Annotated in this window: 13 protein-coding genes and 1 tRNA gene; 10 read left to right on the forward strand and 4 right to left on the reverse strand. The window is 64.2% G+C overall.

Annotated elements, in window-relative coordinates; genetic code table 11:
- Position 1: 1 nt before the first annotated feature.
- Positions 2-1,234, reverse strand: a complete 1,233-nt coding sequence (locus tag JJ896_01415) for an aminotransferase class V-fold PLP-dependent enzyme (protein ID MBO6778287.1) — start codon at positions 1,232-1,234, stop codon at positions 2-4.
- 77 nt (positions 1,235-1,311) lie between these two features.
- Between JJ896_01415 and JJ896_01420 the strand changes: the two genes are divergently transcribed.
- From JJ896_01420 to JJ896_01445, 6 genes are all read left to right on the forward strand, one after another.
- On the forward strand, positions 1,312-3,765 hold the full coding sequence (locus JJ896_01420; protein ID MBO6778288.1) for a zinc-dependent metalloprotease: 2,454 nt from the start codon (positions 1,312-1,314) through the stop codon (positions 3,763-3,765).
- A gap of 68 nt (positions 3,766-3,833) precedes the next feature.
- Positions 3,834-4,694, forward strand: a complete 861-nt coding sequence (locus JJ896_01425; GenBank protein MBO6778289.1) for an ATP phosphoribosyltransferase — start codon at positions 3,834-3,836, stop codon at positions 4,692-4,694.
- Between the two features lie 1,214 nt (positions 4,695-5,908).
- Entirely contained in the window at positions 5,909-6,568 is a 660-nt protein-coding gene (hisB, locus tag JJ896_01430; protein MBO6778290.1) for an imidazoleglycerol-phosphate dehydratase HisB, read from the forward strand.
- Positions 6,565-7,149 (forward strand): imidazole glycerol phosphate synthase subunit HisH, encoded by a 585-nt coding sequence (gene hisH / locus JJ896_01435; protein MBO6778291.1) that lies wholly within the window; start codon positions 6,565-6,567, stop codon positions 7,147-7,149. The genes hisB and hisH overlap by 4 nt, the downstream gene beginning before the upstream one ends.
- Positions 7,149-7,424: a hypothetical protein gene (locus JJ896_01440; GenBank protein ID MBO6778292.1), complete on the forward strand. Its 276-nt coding sequence runs from the start codon at positions 7,149-7,151 to the stop codon at positions 7,422-7,424. The genes hisH and JJ896_01440 overlap by 1 nt, the downstream gene beginning before the upstream one ends.
- Positions 7,425-7,510: 86 nt before the next feature.
- Positions 7,511-8,245: a c-type cytochrome gene (locus JJ896_01445; GenBank protein MBO6778293.1), complete on the forward strand. Its 735-nt coding sequence runs from the start codon at positions 7,511-7,513 to the stop codon at positions 8,243-8,245.
- On the opposite strand, the gene JJ896_01450 is transcribed toward JJ896_01445, so the two are convergent.
- The gene (locus JJ896_01450) at positions 8,246-10,909 is read right to left on the reverse strand and encodes a carbohydrate binding family 9 domain-containing protein (protein MBO6778294.1); all 2,664 of its coding nucleotides are present in this window, start codon (positions 10,907-10,909) and stop codon (positions 8,246-8,248) included.
- Between the two features lie 37 nt (positions 10,910-10,946).
- On the opposite strand from JJ896_01450, the gene JJ896_01455 reads away from it, so the two are divergent.
- Positions 10,947-12,245, forward strand: a complete 1,299-nt coding sequence (locus JJ896_01455; protein ID MBO6778295.1) for an aminopeptidase P family protein — start codon at positions 10,947-10,949, stop codon at positions 12,243-12,245.
- On the opposite strand, the gene JJ896_01460 is transcribed toward JJ896_01455, so the two are convergent.
- A complete protein-coding gene (locus JJ896_01460) occupies positions 12,229-13,176 on the reverse strand; it encodes a hypothetical protein (GenBank protein ID MBO6778296.1) in 948 nt (315 codons plus the stop codon). The two genes, JJ896_01455 and JJ896_01460, sit on opposite strands and share 17 nt — an antisense overlap.
- Positions 13,177-13,249: 73 nt before the next feature.
- Here JJ896_01460 and JJ896_01465 point away from each other — a divergent pair, with 73 nt between their 5' ends.
- A complete protein-coding gene (locus JJ896_01465) occupies positions 13,250-14,059 on the forward strand; it encodes a dienelactone hydrolase family protein (GenBank protein MBO6778297.1) in 810 nt (269 codons plus the stop codon).
- The gene (locus JJ896_01470) at positions 14,056-14,571 is read left to right on the forward strand and encodes a hypothetical protein (protein ID MBO6778298.1); all 516 of its coding nucleotides are present in this window, start codon (positions 14,056-14,058) and stop codon (positions 14,569-14,571) included. The genes JJ896_01465 and JJ896_01470 overlap by 4 nt, the downstream gene beginning before the upstream one ends.
- Here JJ896_01470 and JJ896_01475 read toward each other — a convergent pair.
- On the reverse strand, positions 14,568-15,158 hold the full coding sequence (locus JJ896_01475; protein MBO6778299.1) for a YdeI/OmpD-associated family protein: 591 nt from the start codon (positions 15,156-15,158) through the stop codon (positions 14,568-14,570). The genes JJ896_01470 and JJ896_01475 overlap by 4 nt on opposite strands.
- A 63-nt stretch (positions 15,159-15,221) precedes the next feature.
- Here JJ896_01475 and JJ896_01480 point away from each other — a divergent pair.
- Positions 15,222-15,306 (forward strand) — tRNA-Ser (locus JJ896_01480).
- Positions 15,307-15,465: the final 159 nt, after the last annotated feature.

Genomic DNA, 15,465 nt, shown 5'->3' on the forward strand with positions numbered 1-15,465 from the left:
CTCAGGCAAGGGCGGCTACGGCTGACACGGCATGGTGCACATCGGCGAGTGTATTGTAGATGTGGGGCGAGAGGCGAATGCCGCCTGTCGGTGCTCCTGCAACGCCATGCTCATCATACAGTCTCGAAAAGACCTCACGCCCGTCCTTGCCGGGCAGCTGGAAAATGACCACGCCGCCACGGGATCTCGGACTCGGCGGCATCGAGAAAGAGATTCCGGGCACCGCCTCCTGCAGACCGGCGATGAGCGCCTCCGTCAATTCCCGTACGCGAGCCTCGATGCGCTCCTTGCCGATGCGGTCGTGCAACTCCGCCGCCGTGACCATCGCCGCGACACAGGCATCGTCGCGCTGTCCAAGAGATTCAAACTTGCGCGCTCCATGCTCCGGGGTTTCGGCATAGCCGACACCGACATCGGTCGCCCACACCTCCGAAATCCGATCGGCCCTGACATACAGGATTCCAGCCTCCTTGGGGCCGCAGTACCATTTGTGGGAGCTGGAGGCATAGGAGTCGCATGCGATGGCGTGCAGATCCAGCACGTGGCTTCCGAAGGTTTGGGCACCGTCCAGGTGGACGTACACGCCCCGATTGCGGGCTTCCGCGCACAGCTCGCCGGCCGGCAGCAGCACCCCCGTGAGATTGGAAAGGTGACTGACCGACAGGACCCGGGTCGCAGACCCCATCGCCCGGAGGAAGGGCTCGATCAGCGATCCCGTTGGATCGACCGATACCTGCCGTACCTGGAAGCCGTCCCGTCGGGCACGCACCTGCCAGGCCTCCCGATTGGTGGGATGGTTTTCATCCCAGATCACCACCTCATCGCCCGGGCCGAGCTCCAGACCCTGCACGATGGTATTGTTGCCTTCCGAGGTGTTGCGCGTGATGGCGAGCTCCGCAGGATCGGCACCAATCTGCGCCGCGATGGCGGACCGGGCCTGCTCCCGCATCGCATCGAACTGCGCACGGTTCTGGAACGAGGCGTCGGCGTCCACGGCTCGCGTCAGCGTGGAAACGGCCTCCGCCACCGCGCGGGGCGACGGACACAGGTTGGCGGCGTTCATCATGATCAGGCCCGGACGTACCGAAAACTGGGCCTTGACCAGTTCCCAGTACGCCTCGTCCGCAATCGCGGGCGGAGACGGCAGCCCGGGCGCAGCGGCGGGCAGCCCGGCCAGCATCGCGCCGGCGGACCCACCGGCGAGGGTCTTCAGGAATTTTCGACGGTCGGCCATGGCGACCTCAGGTTGGCTTGCTTCGGCCTGCAAGATAGCGGGTATCTTTCGGGCTCTGCAGTTCAACCCGTTTCCGGATGTTACGTCTCGCACCCCTCGCTCTGATTCTTCTGGTCGCCTGCACGACGGCGCAGTCTGCCACGCAGCCGGCCACTCCGGCCGAGCGCCCATCGCCCACCCAGCGCTCCGAGTCCGACTCTCCGTTCAAGCCCTACGACGAGGTCATCACGGATGAGGCCGTTTCTGACGATGGGCTCTTCACCGTGCACAGGGTGGATGAGGACTACTTCTTTGAGATTCCCGACTCGTTGTTGGGTGCCGAACTGTTGCTCGTATCCCGCATCGCCCAGACCCCGGCCAACCTGTCCGGTTTCATCAACGGCGGCTCGAAGGTGAACGAGCAGGTGGTGCGGTTTGAGCGCCGGGCCAATCAATTGCTTCTGCGCCGCATGGCCTACTCCAGCGTGGCACCGGACTCACTCCCGGTAGCGTTTTCGGTAGCAATAAACAACTTCGAGCCGATCATCATGTCGTTCGACATCGAGGCGCTGAGCCCGGATTCAGCGGGCACCGTCATTGAGGTCGGTGATCTGTTTGAGTCGGATGTGCCCGCACTTTCCGGACTGTCGAACAGCCAGCGCACACGCTTCCGGGTACGCCGTCTGGACGGATCTCGCAGCTTCATCGATGAAGCCAAGTCGTTCCCGCTGAACGTGAATGTGCGCCACACGATGACCTACGAGGCTTCGGATCCGCCCTCAAACTCGGATACCGGTACCATTTCGATGCAGATGTACCAGTCCATGGTGCTGCTTCCTGAGCGTATGATGCCGCGCGTGCATGATCACCGTGTAGGCTATTTCACCGTGCGCCAGCTGGATTTCAGCCTGGACGAACTCAAGGCCGGCACGCGGAGCTACATCCGCCGCTGGCGACTGGAGCCTTCGGATCCCGCAGCTTACCTGCGTGGCGAGCTCGTGGAGCCCGTCAAGCCCATCGTCTATTACCTGGACCCGGGCACGCCCGAGCGGTGGCGGCCTTACTTCTGTGCCGGCGTCGAAGACTGGAATCGATCCTTCGAGGCGGCCGGATTCAGGAACGCCATCCGCTGCCACGAATCGCCGGAGGACGATCCCGACTGGGATCCCGAGGACGTGCGCTACTCGACGGTGCGTTATGTGGCGAATACCACACGCAACGCGACCGGTCCGAGCGTGTCGGATCCGCGGACCGGGGAGATCATCGAGAGCGACATCATCTGGTACCACAACCACATGCGCTCCTACCGCAACCGCCTCATGATCGAGACGGGTGCGGCCAATCCTGGCGCGCGCACCCTGAATACGGAAGAGAGCCTGATCGGCGAGACCATGCGTCAGGTCATCGCACACGAAATCGGCCACGCGCTGGGCCTTCCGCATAACATGATCGCCAGCTCCAGCTTTCCCGTGGATTCGCTGCGCTCGCCGACGTTCACCTCGGAATACGGCGTTGCCCCGACGATCATGGACTACACCCGGCAGAACTACATCGCCCAGCCGGGTGACGGCGTTACGCGATTCGTGCGCATGGTGGGCCCCTACGACGACTACGTCATCAACTGGGGCTACCGCTGGTATCCCGGCATCGAGCATCCCGACCAGGAGAAGGGGGCGCTGGACGCGCTCATCCTGGAAAAGGCGGGTGACAAGCGATTCCGCTTCCTCACGTCCACGGCCTTCACCCCGGACGCCCAGACCGAGGACATGGGCGACGACCCCGTGCGAGCCTCCGGATACGCGGTGGCCAACCTGAAGCGCGTGGTCCCGAACCTGGTGGACTGGACCTCGACGGACGGCAAGGCCTATGACGACCTCGATGAGATCTACGGCGAGCTTCTGGGCATGTGGTCGCGCTATATGCGTCATGTGGTGACCGTGGTCGGTGGGCGCTATGTCACGCCGAAGACCACCGACCAGGAGGGTCCTGTTTATGAGGTCGTGCCGCGTGACAAGCAGGAGGCCGCAATGGCCTTCCTGGACGAGCATGTCTGGCAGACCCCGACCTGGGTTCTGGATTCCGATCTGCTTCGGCGCATCGAGCCAGCAGGCGCAGTGGATCGCATGCGCGCCGGTCAGGCCTCGATTCTGAACAATCTGCTCGGGCCCGCCCGCATTCAGATGCTTATCGAGGCGGAGACCATCGACCGGGAAGGGTACACGGCCCTTGAGTTCCTGGACGACCTGCGTAACGCGATCTTCGCGGAGCTGAACGGCAATCGTCCCGAAGTCGATACCTATCGCCGCGCGCTGCAACGCGCCTACGTCGAGCGCATGGAGTACCTCATGACCGAGGAGCCGTCCCTGCCGGCCTTCTTCTTCGGCACGTCGGTGGACGTCAGCCAGTCCGACATTCGCGCCATGGTGCGCGGCCAGTTGCGTGATCTGGATGCGCTGATTTCGGCCCGACTCCCGTCCACGCGTGACCGCACCACCCGATATCACCTGCAGGATGTGCAGGCCCGCATCGCAGACGTGCTGGACGCCGATTGACGGGTTTTTGGTAGAACCGCCTCCGCCAGGCGGGGTTGGAGCGCTTTTCCCGCAGCAAGACCCCTGCCATGCCCGCCCAACTCCGCCTGGCCATTCAGAAATCCGGACGCCTGTCAGACGATTCGATCGATCTGCTGAAGCATTGTGGTATCCGGTTTTCGCATCCCAAGGGGCGGCTTCGGGCGGTGGCGCACAACTTCCCGGTGGAGGTCCTGTACCTGCGGGATGACGACATCCCGGGCTATGTCGCAGACGGTGTCGCAGATTTGGGCATCGTCGGCCAGAACGTGGTGCTCGAAAAGGGCCACGTGGTCCGCGAGATTCGGGCGCTGGGTTTCGGCAAATGCCGGCTGGCGGTCGCCATCCCGCGTGGCGATGCCTACGAGGGCATTCAGTCCCTGTCCGGCAGGCACATCGCCACGTCCTACCCCAATCTGCTCGGCACGTATTTGTCGGAGCGAGGGGTTGAGGCATCCATCCACGAGATCAGCGGATCCGTGGAGATCGCGCCCGGGATCGGGCTGGCAGATGGTATCTGCGACCTGGTATCCACCGGCTCGACGCTACTGTCGAACGGTCTCGTAGAGGTGGAGACCATTCTGAAGTCCGAAGCTGTGCTCGTGTCCAATCCCGAGCTGTCAGCCGACAAGCAGGCGCTGCTGGATCAGATCACGTTCCGCATGGACGCGGTGATGCGGTCCCGAGGGTCCCGGTACATCCTGCTCAACGCCCCGAACAGCGCCGTGGAACGCATCAAGGATCTCCTTCCCGGAATGCGCTCTCCGACCGTCGTTCCGCTTGCGGATGAAGGCTGGAGCTCCGTGCACAGCGTGATCAAGGACGACGAATTCTGGTCGGTGGTGGATCAACTCAAGGATGCCGGGGCCGAAGGCATGCTGGTCGTCCCCATCGAAAAGATGGTGCTCTGATGCGCATCGAGATCCGGCCCGACCCCGCGCTGTGGAGTGAGCTGGTACAGCGCCCTACCGCTCCGCTGGAGGATGCCGTCGCCGGCATCGACGAGATCATGCAGGCCGTGCGGGATTCGGGCGATGCGGCCCTGCTGGACTTGACCGAGCGCTTTGACGGCGTTCGGCTGGAGAATTTGCGCGTGCCCTCCGAGGCCTTCGAGGCCGCGCGGGAACAGGTATCACCCGAACTTCGCGCCGCGATTCGCACCGCTGTGCGCAACCTGACCTTGTTTCACGAGGCCCAGCGGGAGCCCGTCCGGCGCATTGAAACCACCGCGGGCGTGACGTGCTGGCGGCGGTCGGTGCCGATAGAGCGTGTCGGGCTGTACGTGCCCGGCGGAACTGCGCCGCTCTTCAGCACCGTGTTGATGCTGGGCGTGCCGGCGCGGCTGGCCGGTTGCAGCACGCGGGTGCTCTGCACGCCCCCGGACTCACGCGGAAACGTGCACCCGGCGATTCTCTTCGCCGCTCACGAGGTCGGCATTGAAGACGTCTACCGGGTGGGCGGCGCACAGGCCATCGCTGCCATGGCCCTGGGCACCGAGTCCGTCCCGAAGGTGGACAAACTCTTTGGCCCGGGAAACCAGTATGTGACCGCAGCCAAGCAGTGGGCCGCAATGCGCGGGATCGCCGTGGACCTGCCCGCCGGGCCGACGGAGGTCGGGATCCTGGCGGACGCTTCGGCCAACCCGGTGTTTGTGGCCGCCGACATGCTGTCGCAGGCCGAGCACGGGCCCGACTCGCACGTATTCGTGGTGCTCACCGATGACGCGTTGCTGAAACCCCTCCGGACAGCCCTGGAAGAGCAGCTGGCGGAGCTGCCTCGCGCCGATGTGGCCCAGGAGGCCCTGACGCACAGCGTGGTGGTGGTCGAGCCTGACCCGGATCGAGCTGTCGAATTGATCGACGCGTACGCTGCCGAGCACCTCATCCTCGCTACCGAAAACGCTTCCGGAATTGCATCCCGCATCACGCAGGCCGGATCTGTGTTCGTCGGGCACCTGACACCGGAGAGCGCAGGCGACTACGCTTCCGGAACCAACCACACACTGCCGACGGGCGGTGCCGCGCGAGCGTTTTCCGGCGTGAGCCTGGACTCCTTCGTGCGCAAAATCACGTTCCAGGAGATCTCCGAGCAGGGATTGCGCCGCCTGGGTCCGGCGGTCATAACCATGGCAGAAGCGGAGGCGCTGAGAGGACACGCGCTCGCCGTTCAGCGCCGGCTTGAGCAGCTGCCGGAAGGCAGCGCTGTCGAAGATCGTCTGGGGGTCGTCACTCGCCAGACCTCGGAGACAGACATCTTTGTGCGCCTCAACCTGGACGGCGCCGGGCGATCGTTCATCGACACAGGACTCGGGTTCTTCGACCATATGCTGACCCAGATTGCCCGTCACGGCGGGGTGGATCTCGAGGTGCGTGTACAGGGAGACCTGGAGGTGGACGAGCACCATACCGTGGAAGACACGGCCATCGCCCTGGGTGCGGCCCTCAGGCAAGCGTTGGGCGACAAGCGAGGCATCGAGCGCTACGCGTTTCTGCTGCCCATGGACGAGGCCCTGGCCCACGTCGCCCTGGATTTGGGCGGGCGCAGCCACCTGGTCTGGGAGGTGCCTTTCTCACGAGAAGTCGTGGGTGACGTGCCTACGGAGATGTGGCAGCACTTCTTCAAGAGTTTCTGCGACGCGGCCGCCTGCAACCTCAACATCAAGGCATCCGGCGAGAACGACCACCACGTCATTGAGGCCGTATTTAAAGGCCTTGCCCGCAGCCTGCGGCAGGCCGTGCGCCAGAGTGGCGGCAGCGACATTCCCAGCACGAAGGGCACACTGTGAGTCAGGTTGCCGTCGTTCGATACAACGCTGGAAACATCAGCAGCGTGTCACACGCCCTGCGGCGGTTGGGCGTGGCGTTCGAAGTCACCAACGACCACGATGCGCTGCGAGCCGCCGACCGCGTGATCTTTCCCGGCGTAGGCGAGGCCTCATCGGCCATGGCCTACCTGCGAGAGCGCGAATTGCACACGCTTATCCCATCGCTCACGCAGCCGGTTCTGGGTATCTGCCTGGGTCTGCAACTGATGTGTGACGCGTCCGATGAAAACGAGGCTACCTGCCTGGGCATATTCCCGGGACGGGTGCGCCTGTTTCCTCCGCGGGACAAGGTTCCCCACATCGGATGGAACTCGATTCACGACCTCCGGGGGCCCTTGTTCAAAGGCATCCCGGACGGAGCACACGTGTACTTTGTGCACGGCTATTACGCTGAATTGGGCGCCCAGACGACCGCGCGCACGGATTACGTCCTGCCCTTCAGCGCCGGGTTGTCCGGCGGCAACTTCCACTCCGTGCAGTTTCACCCGGAAAAGAGCGGTGACGTCGGGGCCGCCATCCTGCAGAACTTCCTGAGCATCTGATGTCCTACACGCTTGTCGGCAAACAGGTGCGCGTGCACCTCTACAACCGCGCCGGAATCACCCTCGGCACCGTGACGGGCCGTGTGGCCGACTATGCACCCAGAGTGCAGGTAGCCCCCGGCATGCACAAGGACCTGGTCTACGTGGTGGATATTGAGACCGGCGATCCTGAGGTCCCCTATACAAACAGCTCGGGAGAGGACAATGAGTCCTGGTTCGCGGTGCAGGACATCGAGGTGATCGAAGGGGAAGGACCACGGCTCTTTACCAACTGAGTCACGCCGTAGCCCTGCGCCTCCCAGTGCCTTGATCGCAGGCCTGCACCGACAGTACCCTCCATGGCCAATTATTGGAGGTATCCATGCTTCGCCTGCTACTCGCCGCCGTCCTTGTAGCCCCGCTGGCTATTCCCGCACAAGCCCAGCGCACGCCACAAAACCTGCAGGTCCTGCCGCGGGACTGGAGTCGTGGCCAGGTGATCAGCCTGATGCGGCAGTTTTCATTCGGCACCGGCCTGCGGTGTGAGGGCTGCCACTATGATCCGGTCGGTGAGGGCAACTTCCAGGATATCGACTTTGCCAGCGACGAGAACCCGCTGAAGGAGAAGGCCCGCTTCATGATTCGCATGACGCGCAATCTCAACGACGCGATTCTTCCCATGGTGCCCAATCGCGACGACCCGCCCGTCGTGATCACCTGCAAGACGTGCCACCGGGGCGTAGCCAAACCACGCACGCTCATGCAGGAACTGCTGCTGACGGCGCACGAGTCGGGAGGCGATTCTGCGGCCACACAGTACCGGGACCTGCGCGAGAGCAGTGGCATGGCCGGCGTCTACGACTTCAGGGAATGGGAAACCAATGAGGTAGCCTCCCAGCTGGCCGAGGCCGGCAAGGTGGACGATGCAATCGTCATCTACGAGCTGAACGCCGAGTTCCATCCCGAATCCTCCAGCATTCAGTTGGCTCTTGGCCAGCTTTATGAGGGCAAGGGGGATGTCGAGGCCGCTATTGCAGCCTATGAGAGGGCCATTGAACTGGGCGCACCCGCGAATCGTGTGCAGCCGCGCATTGACGATCTGCGCGGAGACAACTGATCAGACGCCGAACCAGTAGTTCAGCTTCAGCATCACCACGTTGTAGGCGTCTGCGCCCAACAGCGCGTCCACGTCCCGGCGGAAGCTGAAGTCCCCCTGCACAATGCGATCACTTTGCTGGCGCTGCCAGACCAGGAATAGCGTAGAACCAGGGCGATATTCCCATCGCAAGACCGCATTGCCGATCAGGGAACGCACATTGAAGTCTCGCTCCCGGGTGCTCGCATCGGCCACTCCGTCGCCGTCAAAATCGAAGTAGCGCGTGTCCCCCTCGCGGCAGGTCCGGCCCGCGCTGCAGCCGCTACCAGCCGGTGTGCCCTCTCGAAAGTCGTCGAAGTCAAAGGACATGGCACGCACCAGCTGGCGGTAGGAGGTGTAGTCACCGGCCGACAGTAGCGGCTGCGCATACACCTGCAGACTCAGCCGAGGGTTGAGGGCCACGTCGATCCGCGTTTCCACGGACAGCTCCGAGCGCTCCAGGTACCCGAAGATGTAGCGGCGACCGAACGTTTCGACGTAGGCGGCGTCCGCGATGCTCGTGACGTACTGGGCCGGATTTGTGGATCTGCCAAAGATTGGCGTCAGGCCGACTTCAACCCGCGGGCTGGGCCGATACTCGGCCTCGAATCCGAACGAGAGCTCATCGCCCGAACCATTCGTACCAGCCGCGTATTCGACCCGGGGGCCGAAGCTGAACGATGTGCGCGGGTCGGTCGAGAATCCGATGTCGAAGCCGCGGGAGGCTGGCTCACGGATCAGTGGTCCGCCCCGCGTTGCCGTGCGGTTGGTGAGCGGTGGCCGGTAGTCAACGCTGCCCTCCACGCTCCAGTAGTTGAGGAACTGCGCGTCGGCACCCAGCCGCACGAATCCACGGACGTGCGCATCGCTCCAGCTGCCGTCCAGGGCCTCGTGGCTCCAGTTGTGGAAGGTGAACGCAGAGACGCGGTAGTTGCGGAGCACCCTACCGGGCTGAATCTCCTGATACTGAATCCGGGCACCGCCGTCGAGCACTTCCTGGCGGTTCGAGAAGCCCAGGTCGTTGGTCTCGAATCCGGGCGTCACCTGGGCCGCCCAGACGGCTCCAGTCCAGTGCCGGCCACGCTCGCGTGAGAGGGTTGCTCGCCAGTCGAGACCTGACATGGTGGTCCTTGTCGGATCCAGCTCCAGGCGGGTCGCGTCAGGCCGCTGGTAGTAGTGATTCGAGGAACGCTGCACTCGGAGCAGCGCCTCCTCGTCCCCACGGATATGACTGCCGGCCACGTAGCCCTGGAACGACCACTCGCGGTCTGCCCACTGGTGCTGCCAGTCCAGTCCGGCATTGAAGGCCGACGAGGTGAGAAAGTTGAAGGATCCGTCTTCCGGGAGTCCCCTGTGCATGGCCGTGGCGATGGCACCGACCGTCGAAGCGCCGCCGTTGAACTCCTGCTGCAAACGCACCACTCCGAAGCCCGTACGAGGCTCCACGGTGAAGCGTGCCCGGGTGTCGGTCTGCTGAAAAAAGGCCTCGCCTTCTTCCTTTTGTGTCAGGGCCGTGAGCACCCCCACGGACAGGCCGTTGGACGTGCGCCCTGTCAGCTTTGCGGCTCCGAGAATCGTCGCTGCTTCGGGTTCGTCGACGAATGTGGCACCGTCCGGGGCGCGACCCGACGGCGCGCGTCCGATCCGGCGGGAGTAGAACAGAAAGCTCCGGCCGGAGAGCCTGAAGTCGAAGATGCGCGCGTCTTCGACAAAGAAGGGTCGGCGTTCAGGGAAGAAGGTCTCGAACGCCGTCAGATTGATGACGGCCGGATCCGCCTCCACCTGACCGAAGTCGGGGTTGATGGTCGCGTCCAGATTGAACTGGGCGCCGATGCCGTAGCGAAGATCAAATCCCGCCCGACCTCCGAATCCGGAGCCGTCCTCAAAGGGGTTGCCGGCCACCTTGGGAGAGCTCTCCGCCCGGGACAACAGGTAGGGTCGCACCTCAAGTCGGGTCGACGCGCGGGGGATGACCACGTTCTCCAGCCGACCGAACTGGGACACCCGGCCGCTTTGCAGCTGGGATATCAGCGCAAACTGGGTCTCCTCAGTCGTGCTGAATTTGTGACGCACGTACTCGACACCCCAGGTCTGCGGCTCCGGAGAGGCCGCGTAACGCATCTGCGACAGCGGGATGCGCATCTCGACGCTCCATCCGTCTTCCAGCATCTGCACGGCCGATGTCCATACGGCGTCCCAACTGCCGTCGAGCTCCCCGTCATCGTAGAGATACATGTCCAGCTGCACGTTGGCCGCGCTCACCGCGAACAGATAGCCGGTGCGCAAGTCGAGGTTGGTGTCGAACGCGACCATGAAGTCGTCATACTGCCCGCGCTCGTCCCGTCGCACCAACTGCCGGGCGATGGTCGAAGGCTCCGGGTCCCACATACGCGCCGAGACGTACACCGCGCTCCCGTCGAACATGGTGCGGGCCTCCGTGCGGATCGTGGCGGGCGCGCCTTCCACGGGAGTCTGCTGAACGAAGCCGGTCGCAATCGGGACAGCCTGCCAGGCCTCCTCGTCGATGTGCCCGTCAATGACCACGTCTCCGGCCTTTACACCGGCGCTGACGCTCGGCAAGGGGACGGCGGATTCTTGTGCCGCCGCGGGACGGCCGGCGAGCGACAGGAGGAGCACAGAGCCCATCGCACAGGATATCTTGCGCGCCCAATTGGTGACCATCATGCGACTGTCTCTGGTTCTGATCCTTGTTCTGGCGGCCTGCCGTGCCGAGCCGCAAACCCAGACCCTGTTCGAGGGGGATCCGTGGCCGGAGATCCGGCAGAATCGCATCCACAATCTATTGCCTGCCGCCATGGATCGCGCGGGTGTGGACGGGTGGCTGACCGTCTGCCGTGAGAACAACAATGACCCGATGGCGCGTCACGTGGGCTGCGAAAACGCGGGTGGTACGGCGGCATTCCTGTTCTTTCGCACGGGCGATGGGGTCGAGCCGGTGGCCATCTCCCCGGCTGGAGAGGCGACCTCGCTTGCCGAACTCGGCACGCATCGTGTGGTCGCCATCGAGCGCGGGAGTAGCGTATGGGACGCGGTGGTGGCGGAGCTCGAGCGGTATGATGTTCAGTCGCTTGCGGTTAATCGAGGGCGTCGCGCGGCGGCCGATGGGCTCTCCTCGCTCCAATGGGAAGCGCTGCAAGCAGGCCTGGGTCCTGCGTGGAGCGCGCGGTTGGTTTCTTCTGAGCCTCTGATTGTCTCCTGGCTGGCCGTCAAGACTCCGGAGGAGGTGGCCATCATGCGGCGGGCGGCCGAGGTGACCGCCCAGTGGGAGGTCGAGGCGTATGCCGCGGCCGTGCCGGGCGTGACGACGGACCTGGACATCGCAAATTTCCTGGAGGCCCGCATGGCGGAGGCCGGGGTTGGAGATGCGTGGAGCCCTGCCCAGAATCCGGCCGTGAACTCCGGCAAGGACCGCGGGCACTCCCACCCGACACCCAGGGTTATCCAGCCCGGGGACTTCATTCAGACCGATTTCGGGATTCGGGTGCACGACATGTGGGTGACCGACATTCAGCGGTTTGCCTATGTGCTCGGACCGGAAGAGGTGGAAGCGCCTCCGGAAGCATTCCGGAAGTGGGAGGCTGCGATTCGGGGGAGCCGCGCTGCCTTTGCGGCCATGCGTCCCGGCGCATTCGGATCGGAGGTGGACCGTGCCCAGCGGGAGGTGCTCGAAGAATCCGGTTCGCTGCCGGTCATGTGGAGCACCGGCCATCCCGTCGGGTTCTGGGCGCACGACGTCGGGCCGCGGCTCGGTGGTGGACATCTGGGCCGCGAGTTGGACCGGTCACCCGAGAACGAACTGGCTCCGGGGATGACGTTTGCGTTTGACGGCTTCTTTTCGTGGCCGTTGACCGACTCCACGACCAAGACCATCTCCGTGGAGGACATGGTGGTCATCACGGAGACCGGAGCGGAGTGGCTGACCCCACCTCAGGAGGACCTGATCCTCATCCCGTACCGGTAGCCAGGTCAGCACGCACATCGTGGCGGTCCTCGGCCCATCGGTGCCAGGCCATCATCCCACCGACGAGTGCGACCATGAGGCCGTACCAGCCGAGGGACTGCAGCGTCTCCACCATCGGTCCGAGTTCGGCCAGAAACTCCGGGTCCGAGAAGGCGGAGTCCTCGCGGCGCATCATGTCCATGAATGGCCCGTTGAGAAAAAACGGCAACTGGGCGGCCAGCAATGCCTGGAAGGCACCCACGGATGCCAGGACCAATCCGAGCGTGGCCTGCCACCTCTTTCGGCCCCAGAGGAAGATGCCCAGAACGAGGGCCACCACTCCCAAGAGCAGGGGCACCATAAAGAATGTGGCGTAGCCGGAGAAGCCGCCCGAGCCGCTGCTCGAGAACAGCACGGCGTACAGGGATGCGACCAGAGTGGCCGAGAAATATGCCAATACGGTCCCTGATACCAACACGATCAAACCGACGATCCGTGCGAGGTCCCCGGACTGGCGTGCGCGTCGATATCGGTGGAGACCGGGCACCAAGCCCGGCTCCGGATCAGGCTCGCCGTCAAACCAGGCCGTTGCCCGAGGGCGGGTAATGGCGATGGCTATCGCAACGGAAGGCAGGTTCACGATGAGTTGCCAGACCCACGCTCCCTCCATCGACGAAGAGAACTGAAAGGATCCCCAGAAGAGCGAGAACAGGAGGACGCCCAGGAAGAGATTGCGCCCCCACTTGTGCCCTTCCAGCATGCCCCAACCCGCGGCGACCGACAGCAGCGGCCCGAGGCTGCTGATCACCAGTGTGGCAGGTCCCCGTCCGATCTCCCCCACCAACTCGCGCGCTTCGGGCATGCTGAGGGCCCAGATCAGGGCCGGCACTGACAACACGCCGTTGATGAGCAGAAACCAGGCAGAAGCCGTGACGGAAAGTGGTCGAGACATGACAGAGTCGCGGAGGGGTTCACAGACGAAAACGCAAAGCGTTATTCTGGTGCGACACTCTCCCGACCCCGCGATGCGCTTCTTTTCTCTGATCCTTTGTGTCCTCTTTGTACTCCCGGCTTCTGCACAAGACTGGGCCGTTGCCGCGCTGGACGCGTCGCCTCGCCACCACGAATGGACCACTGTGGAGTCCCGCGATCGTGACCTGCATCTCTTCGTGGCGTATCCGGAGTCCTCGGAGCCGGCGCCCACCTTCATCGTGATTCACGAGAACCGGGGATTGACGGACTCGGTGAGGTTGTTTGCAGATCAGGCCGCCGAGGCAGGCTATTTGGCGGTGGCGGTGGACCTGCTTTCGGGATTCGATGAGCAGCATGGCAGGACGAGCGATTTCGAGTCGTCCGATGCCGCCCGGTCAGCCCTGTACGAACTGGACCCGGACGGCATCACGCAGGATCTCCTGGCGGCGCAGGCCTACGCACTCGGCCTTCCGGCATCCGACGGCCTGCTGTTCGTGGCGGGATTCTGCTGGGGCGGCAGCCAGACCTTCCGGTTCGCCACCAATTCCGACGCACTGGTGGGCGCGATGGTGTTCTATGGGTCGTCCCCAGAGGAGGGCTACGAGCGCATCGAGGCGCCGGTTTGGGGGTTCTACGGGGAAAACGACGCTCGCATCAATAGGCAGATTCCAGGAACGGAGACGGCGATGGAGGAACTGGGCAAGACGTACCACCCTGTCATCTACCCGGGAGCCGGACACGCCTTCATGCGTCGGGGAGACGACCCCTCAACTGGGGCGGACGACCCGAACAAGCAGGCGCGGGATGCGGCCTGGGAGCGCATTCGTATGCTGGTAACCCTGGTTCAGGCAGAGCAGGGATGAAGTCGGCTCTGTGGGTCCTGCTGCTGCTGCCTGGAGTTGTCCGGGCGCAGGTGCCGGCGTGGGCCGCGGAAGAGCTGTCGCGCGTAGTCGGCGTTTGGGAAGCTGATAACAGCGCGTACGTGAGCGAGACAGAGCCAGACCTGGCGTATCGACAGGAATGGCGGGCCGGGCCCGGAGGACACTCCGCCACCGGTCGTCTGTACGGGATGCTTCACGGGGAGGAAACCGGCGAGTACTGGCAATTCCGGCTGTTCTGGGACCCCGGCACCGAACGCCTTAGACTCATGCAGTGGAGTGCCTCCGGCATTGTGGGTGACGGTTTGTTCACGCAAACCGGTCCCGACCGCAACGAGGTGCTGCAAACGTTCACGAGCCAGGACGGCACCAGCTGGATGCAGGGACATCGCAACCGCAACGAGTCCGACGACCAGCACATCGGCACCTCGTACGGCGTGTCTGAAGACGGCGCCTGGACCAGAGAGCGCACCTATACCTGGAGGCGCATTCGCTAGCGTTTACGCTTGGGCCACTCGTTGGCCCGCTGGTTGACCGCGGCCGCATCGGCAATCTCAGTGATGCGTCGTTCCCGCGTGGCGGCGCGTTTTGCGTTTACCAGCCACTCCAGCATGGCGCGCCTGGACCACCTCGGGAAGGCGAGCCAATGCCCTTCCGCTCCCGGCCGGGCATCAAAAGCGGCCTGCAGATCCGGGGGTACCACCAGGGCTTCGACCGCGTCCAACGCGCTCCATGAGCCGTCCTCCCGGGCCGCCTCCACCTTGGCGATTCCGCTCGGGTGCATGAGGCCCGCCTGCATCATCCTGTCCACCCGGGCCTTGTTGATCGCGGACCAGTTGCTGCCGGGTTTTCGGGGAGCGAGCCAAAGCATGGTCCGCTCGTCATCCAGCTTGCGAGGGAGGCTGTCGATCCATCCGAAACACACTGCTTCTTCCACAATGTCCTCCATGTCCAGCCGGGGTTTGCCCGATGCCTTCAAGTGGTTGATGAGCCACAGCCCATCCGGGCGCGCATGATGTTCCAGAAGCCACGCCCGCCACTCGGCCCGGGACAACGGATGGAAGGAGTTTTCGGGAGGGTTCATGGATGGTCGATGAGGTCCTGCCAAGGTACCGAACCTCCCCCAGGGCATCGAGTATGAGCGCGCGGAGAGGTGGCAGAGTGGTCGAATGCACCGGTCTTGAAAACCGGCGTGCCGCAAGGTACCGTGGGTTCGAATCCCACCCTCTCCGCAACAAGTTTGGCCAGGCGCGAAGCGCTCCAGCGTGGGGCCGGCGCCGAGCCGAGCTTGCTCGAGCGAGCGTGCCGGCAGCGCCGCCCAGCCCCGAGGCGATCTCGCCCGGCGGTGCCGCCCCCGCAGCCCCGCAACCGCGAGTCCGGCGCTGGAGTGG

The sequence above is a fragment of the Rhodothermales bacterium genome (assembly GCA_017643395.1).
In the GTDB taxonomy this organism is placed as follows: domain Bacteria; phylum Bacteroidota; class Rhodothermia; order Rhodothermales; family UBA10348; genus JABDJZ01.

Bases quoted from the DNA above. Each gene is read 5' to 3' on its own strand.
- JJ896_01465 (MBO6778297.1), top strand. From the start codon at position 13,250: ATGCGCTTCTTTTCTCTGATCCTTTGTGTCCTCTTTGTACTCCCGGCT.
- JJ896_01475 (MBO6778299.1), bottom strand. From the start codon at position 15,158: ATGAACCCTCCCGAAAACTCCTTCCATCCGTTGTCCCGGGCCGAGTGG.
- JJ896_01415 (MBO6778287.1), bottom strand. From the start codon at position 1,234: ATGGCCGACCGTCGAAAATTCCTGAAGACCCTCGCCGGTGGGTCCGCC.
- hisB (MBO6778290.1), top strand. From the start codon at position 5,909: ATGGCAGAAGCGGAGGCGCTGAGAGGACACGCGCTCGCCGTTCAGCGC.
- JJ896_01470 (MBO6778298.1), top strand. From the start codon at position 14,056: ATGAAGTCGGCTCTGTGGGTCCTGCTGCTGCTGCCTGGAGTTGTCCGG.
- JJ896_01445 (MBO6778293.1), top strand. From the start codon at position 7,511: ATGCTTCGCCTGCTACTCGCCGCCGTCCTTGTAGCCCCGCTGGCTATT.
- JJ896_01455 (MBO6778295.1), top strand. From the start codon at position 10,947: ATGCGACTGTCTCTGGTTCTGATCCTTGTTCTGGCGGCCTGCCGTGCC.
- JJ896_01425 (MBO6778289.1), top strand. From the start codon at position 3,834: ATGCCCGCCCAACTCCGCCTGGCCATTCAGAAATCCGGACGCCTGTCA.
- JJ896_01440 (MBO6778292.1), top strand. From the start codon at position 7,149: ATGTCCTACACGCTTGTCGGCAAACAGGTGCGCGTGCACCTCTACAAC.
- JJ896_01450 (MBO6778294.1), bottom strand. From the start codon at position 10,909: ATGGGCTCTGTGCTCCTCCTGTCGCTCGCCGGCCGTCCCGCGGCGGCA.
- JJ896_01420 (MBO6778288.1), top strand. From the start codon at position 1,312: ATGTTACGTCTCGCACCCCTCGCTCTGATTCTTCTGGTCGCCTGCACG.
- JJ896_01460 (MBO6778296.1), bottom strand. From the start codon at position 13,176: ATGTCTCGACCACTTTCCGTCACGGCTTCTGCCTGGTTTCTGCTCATC.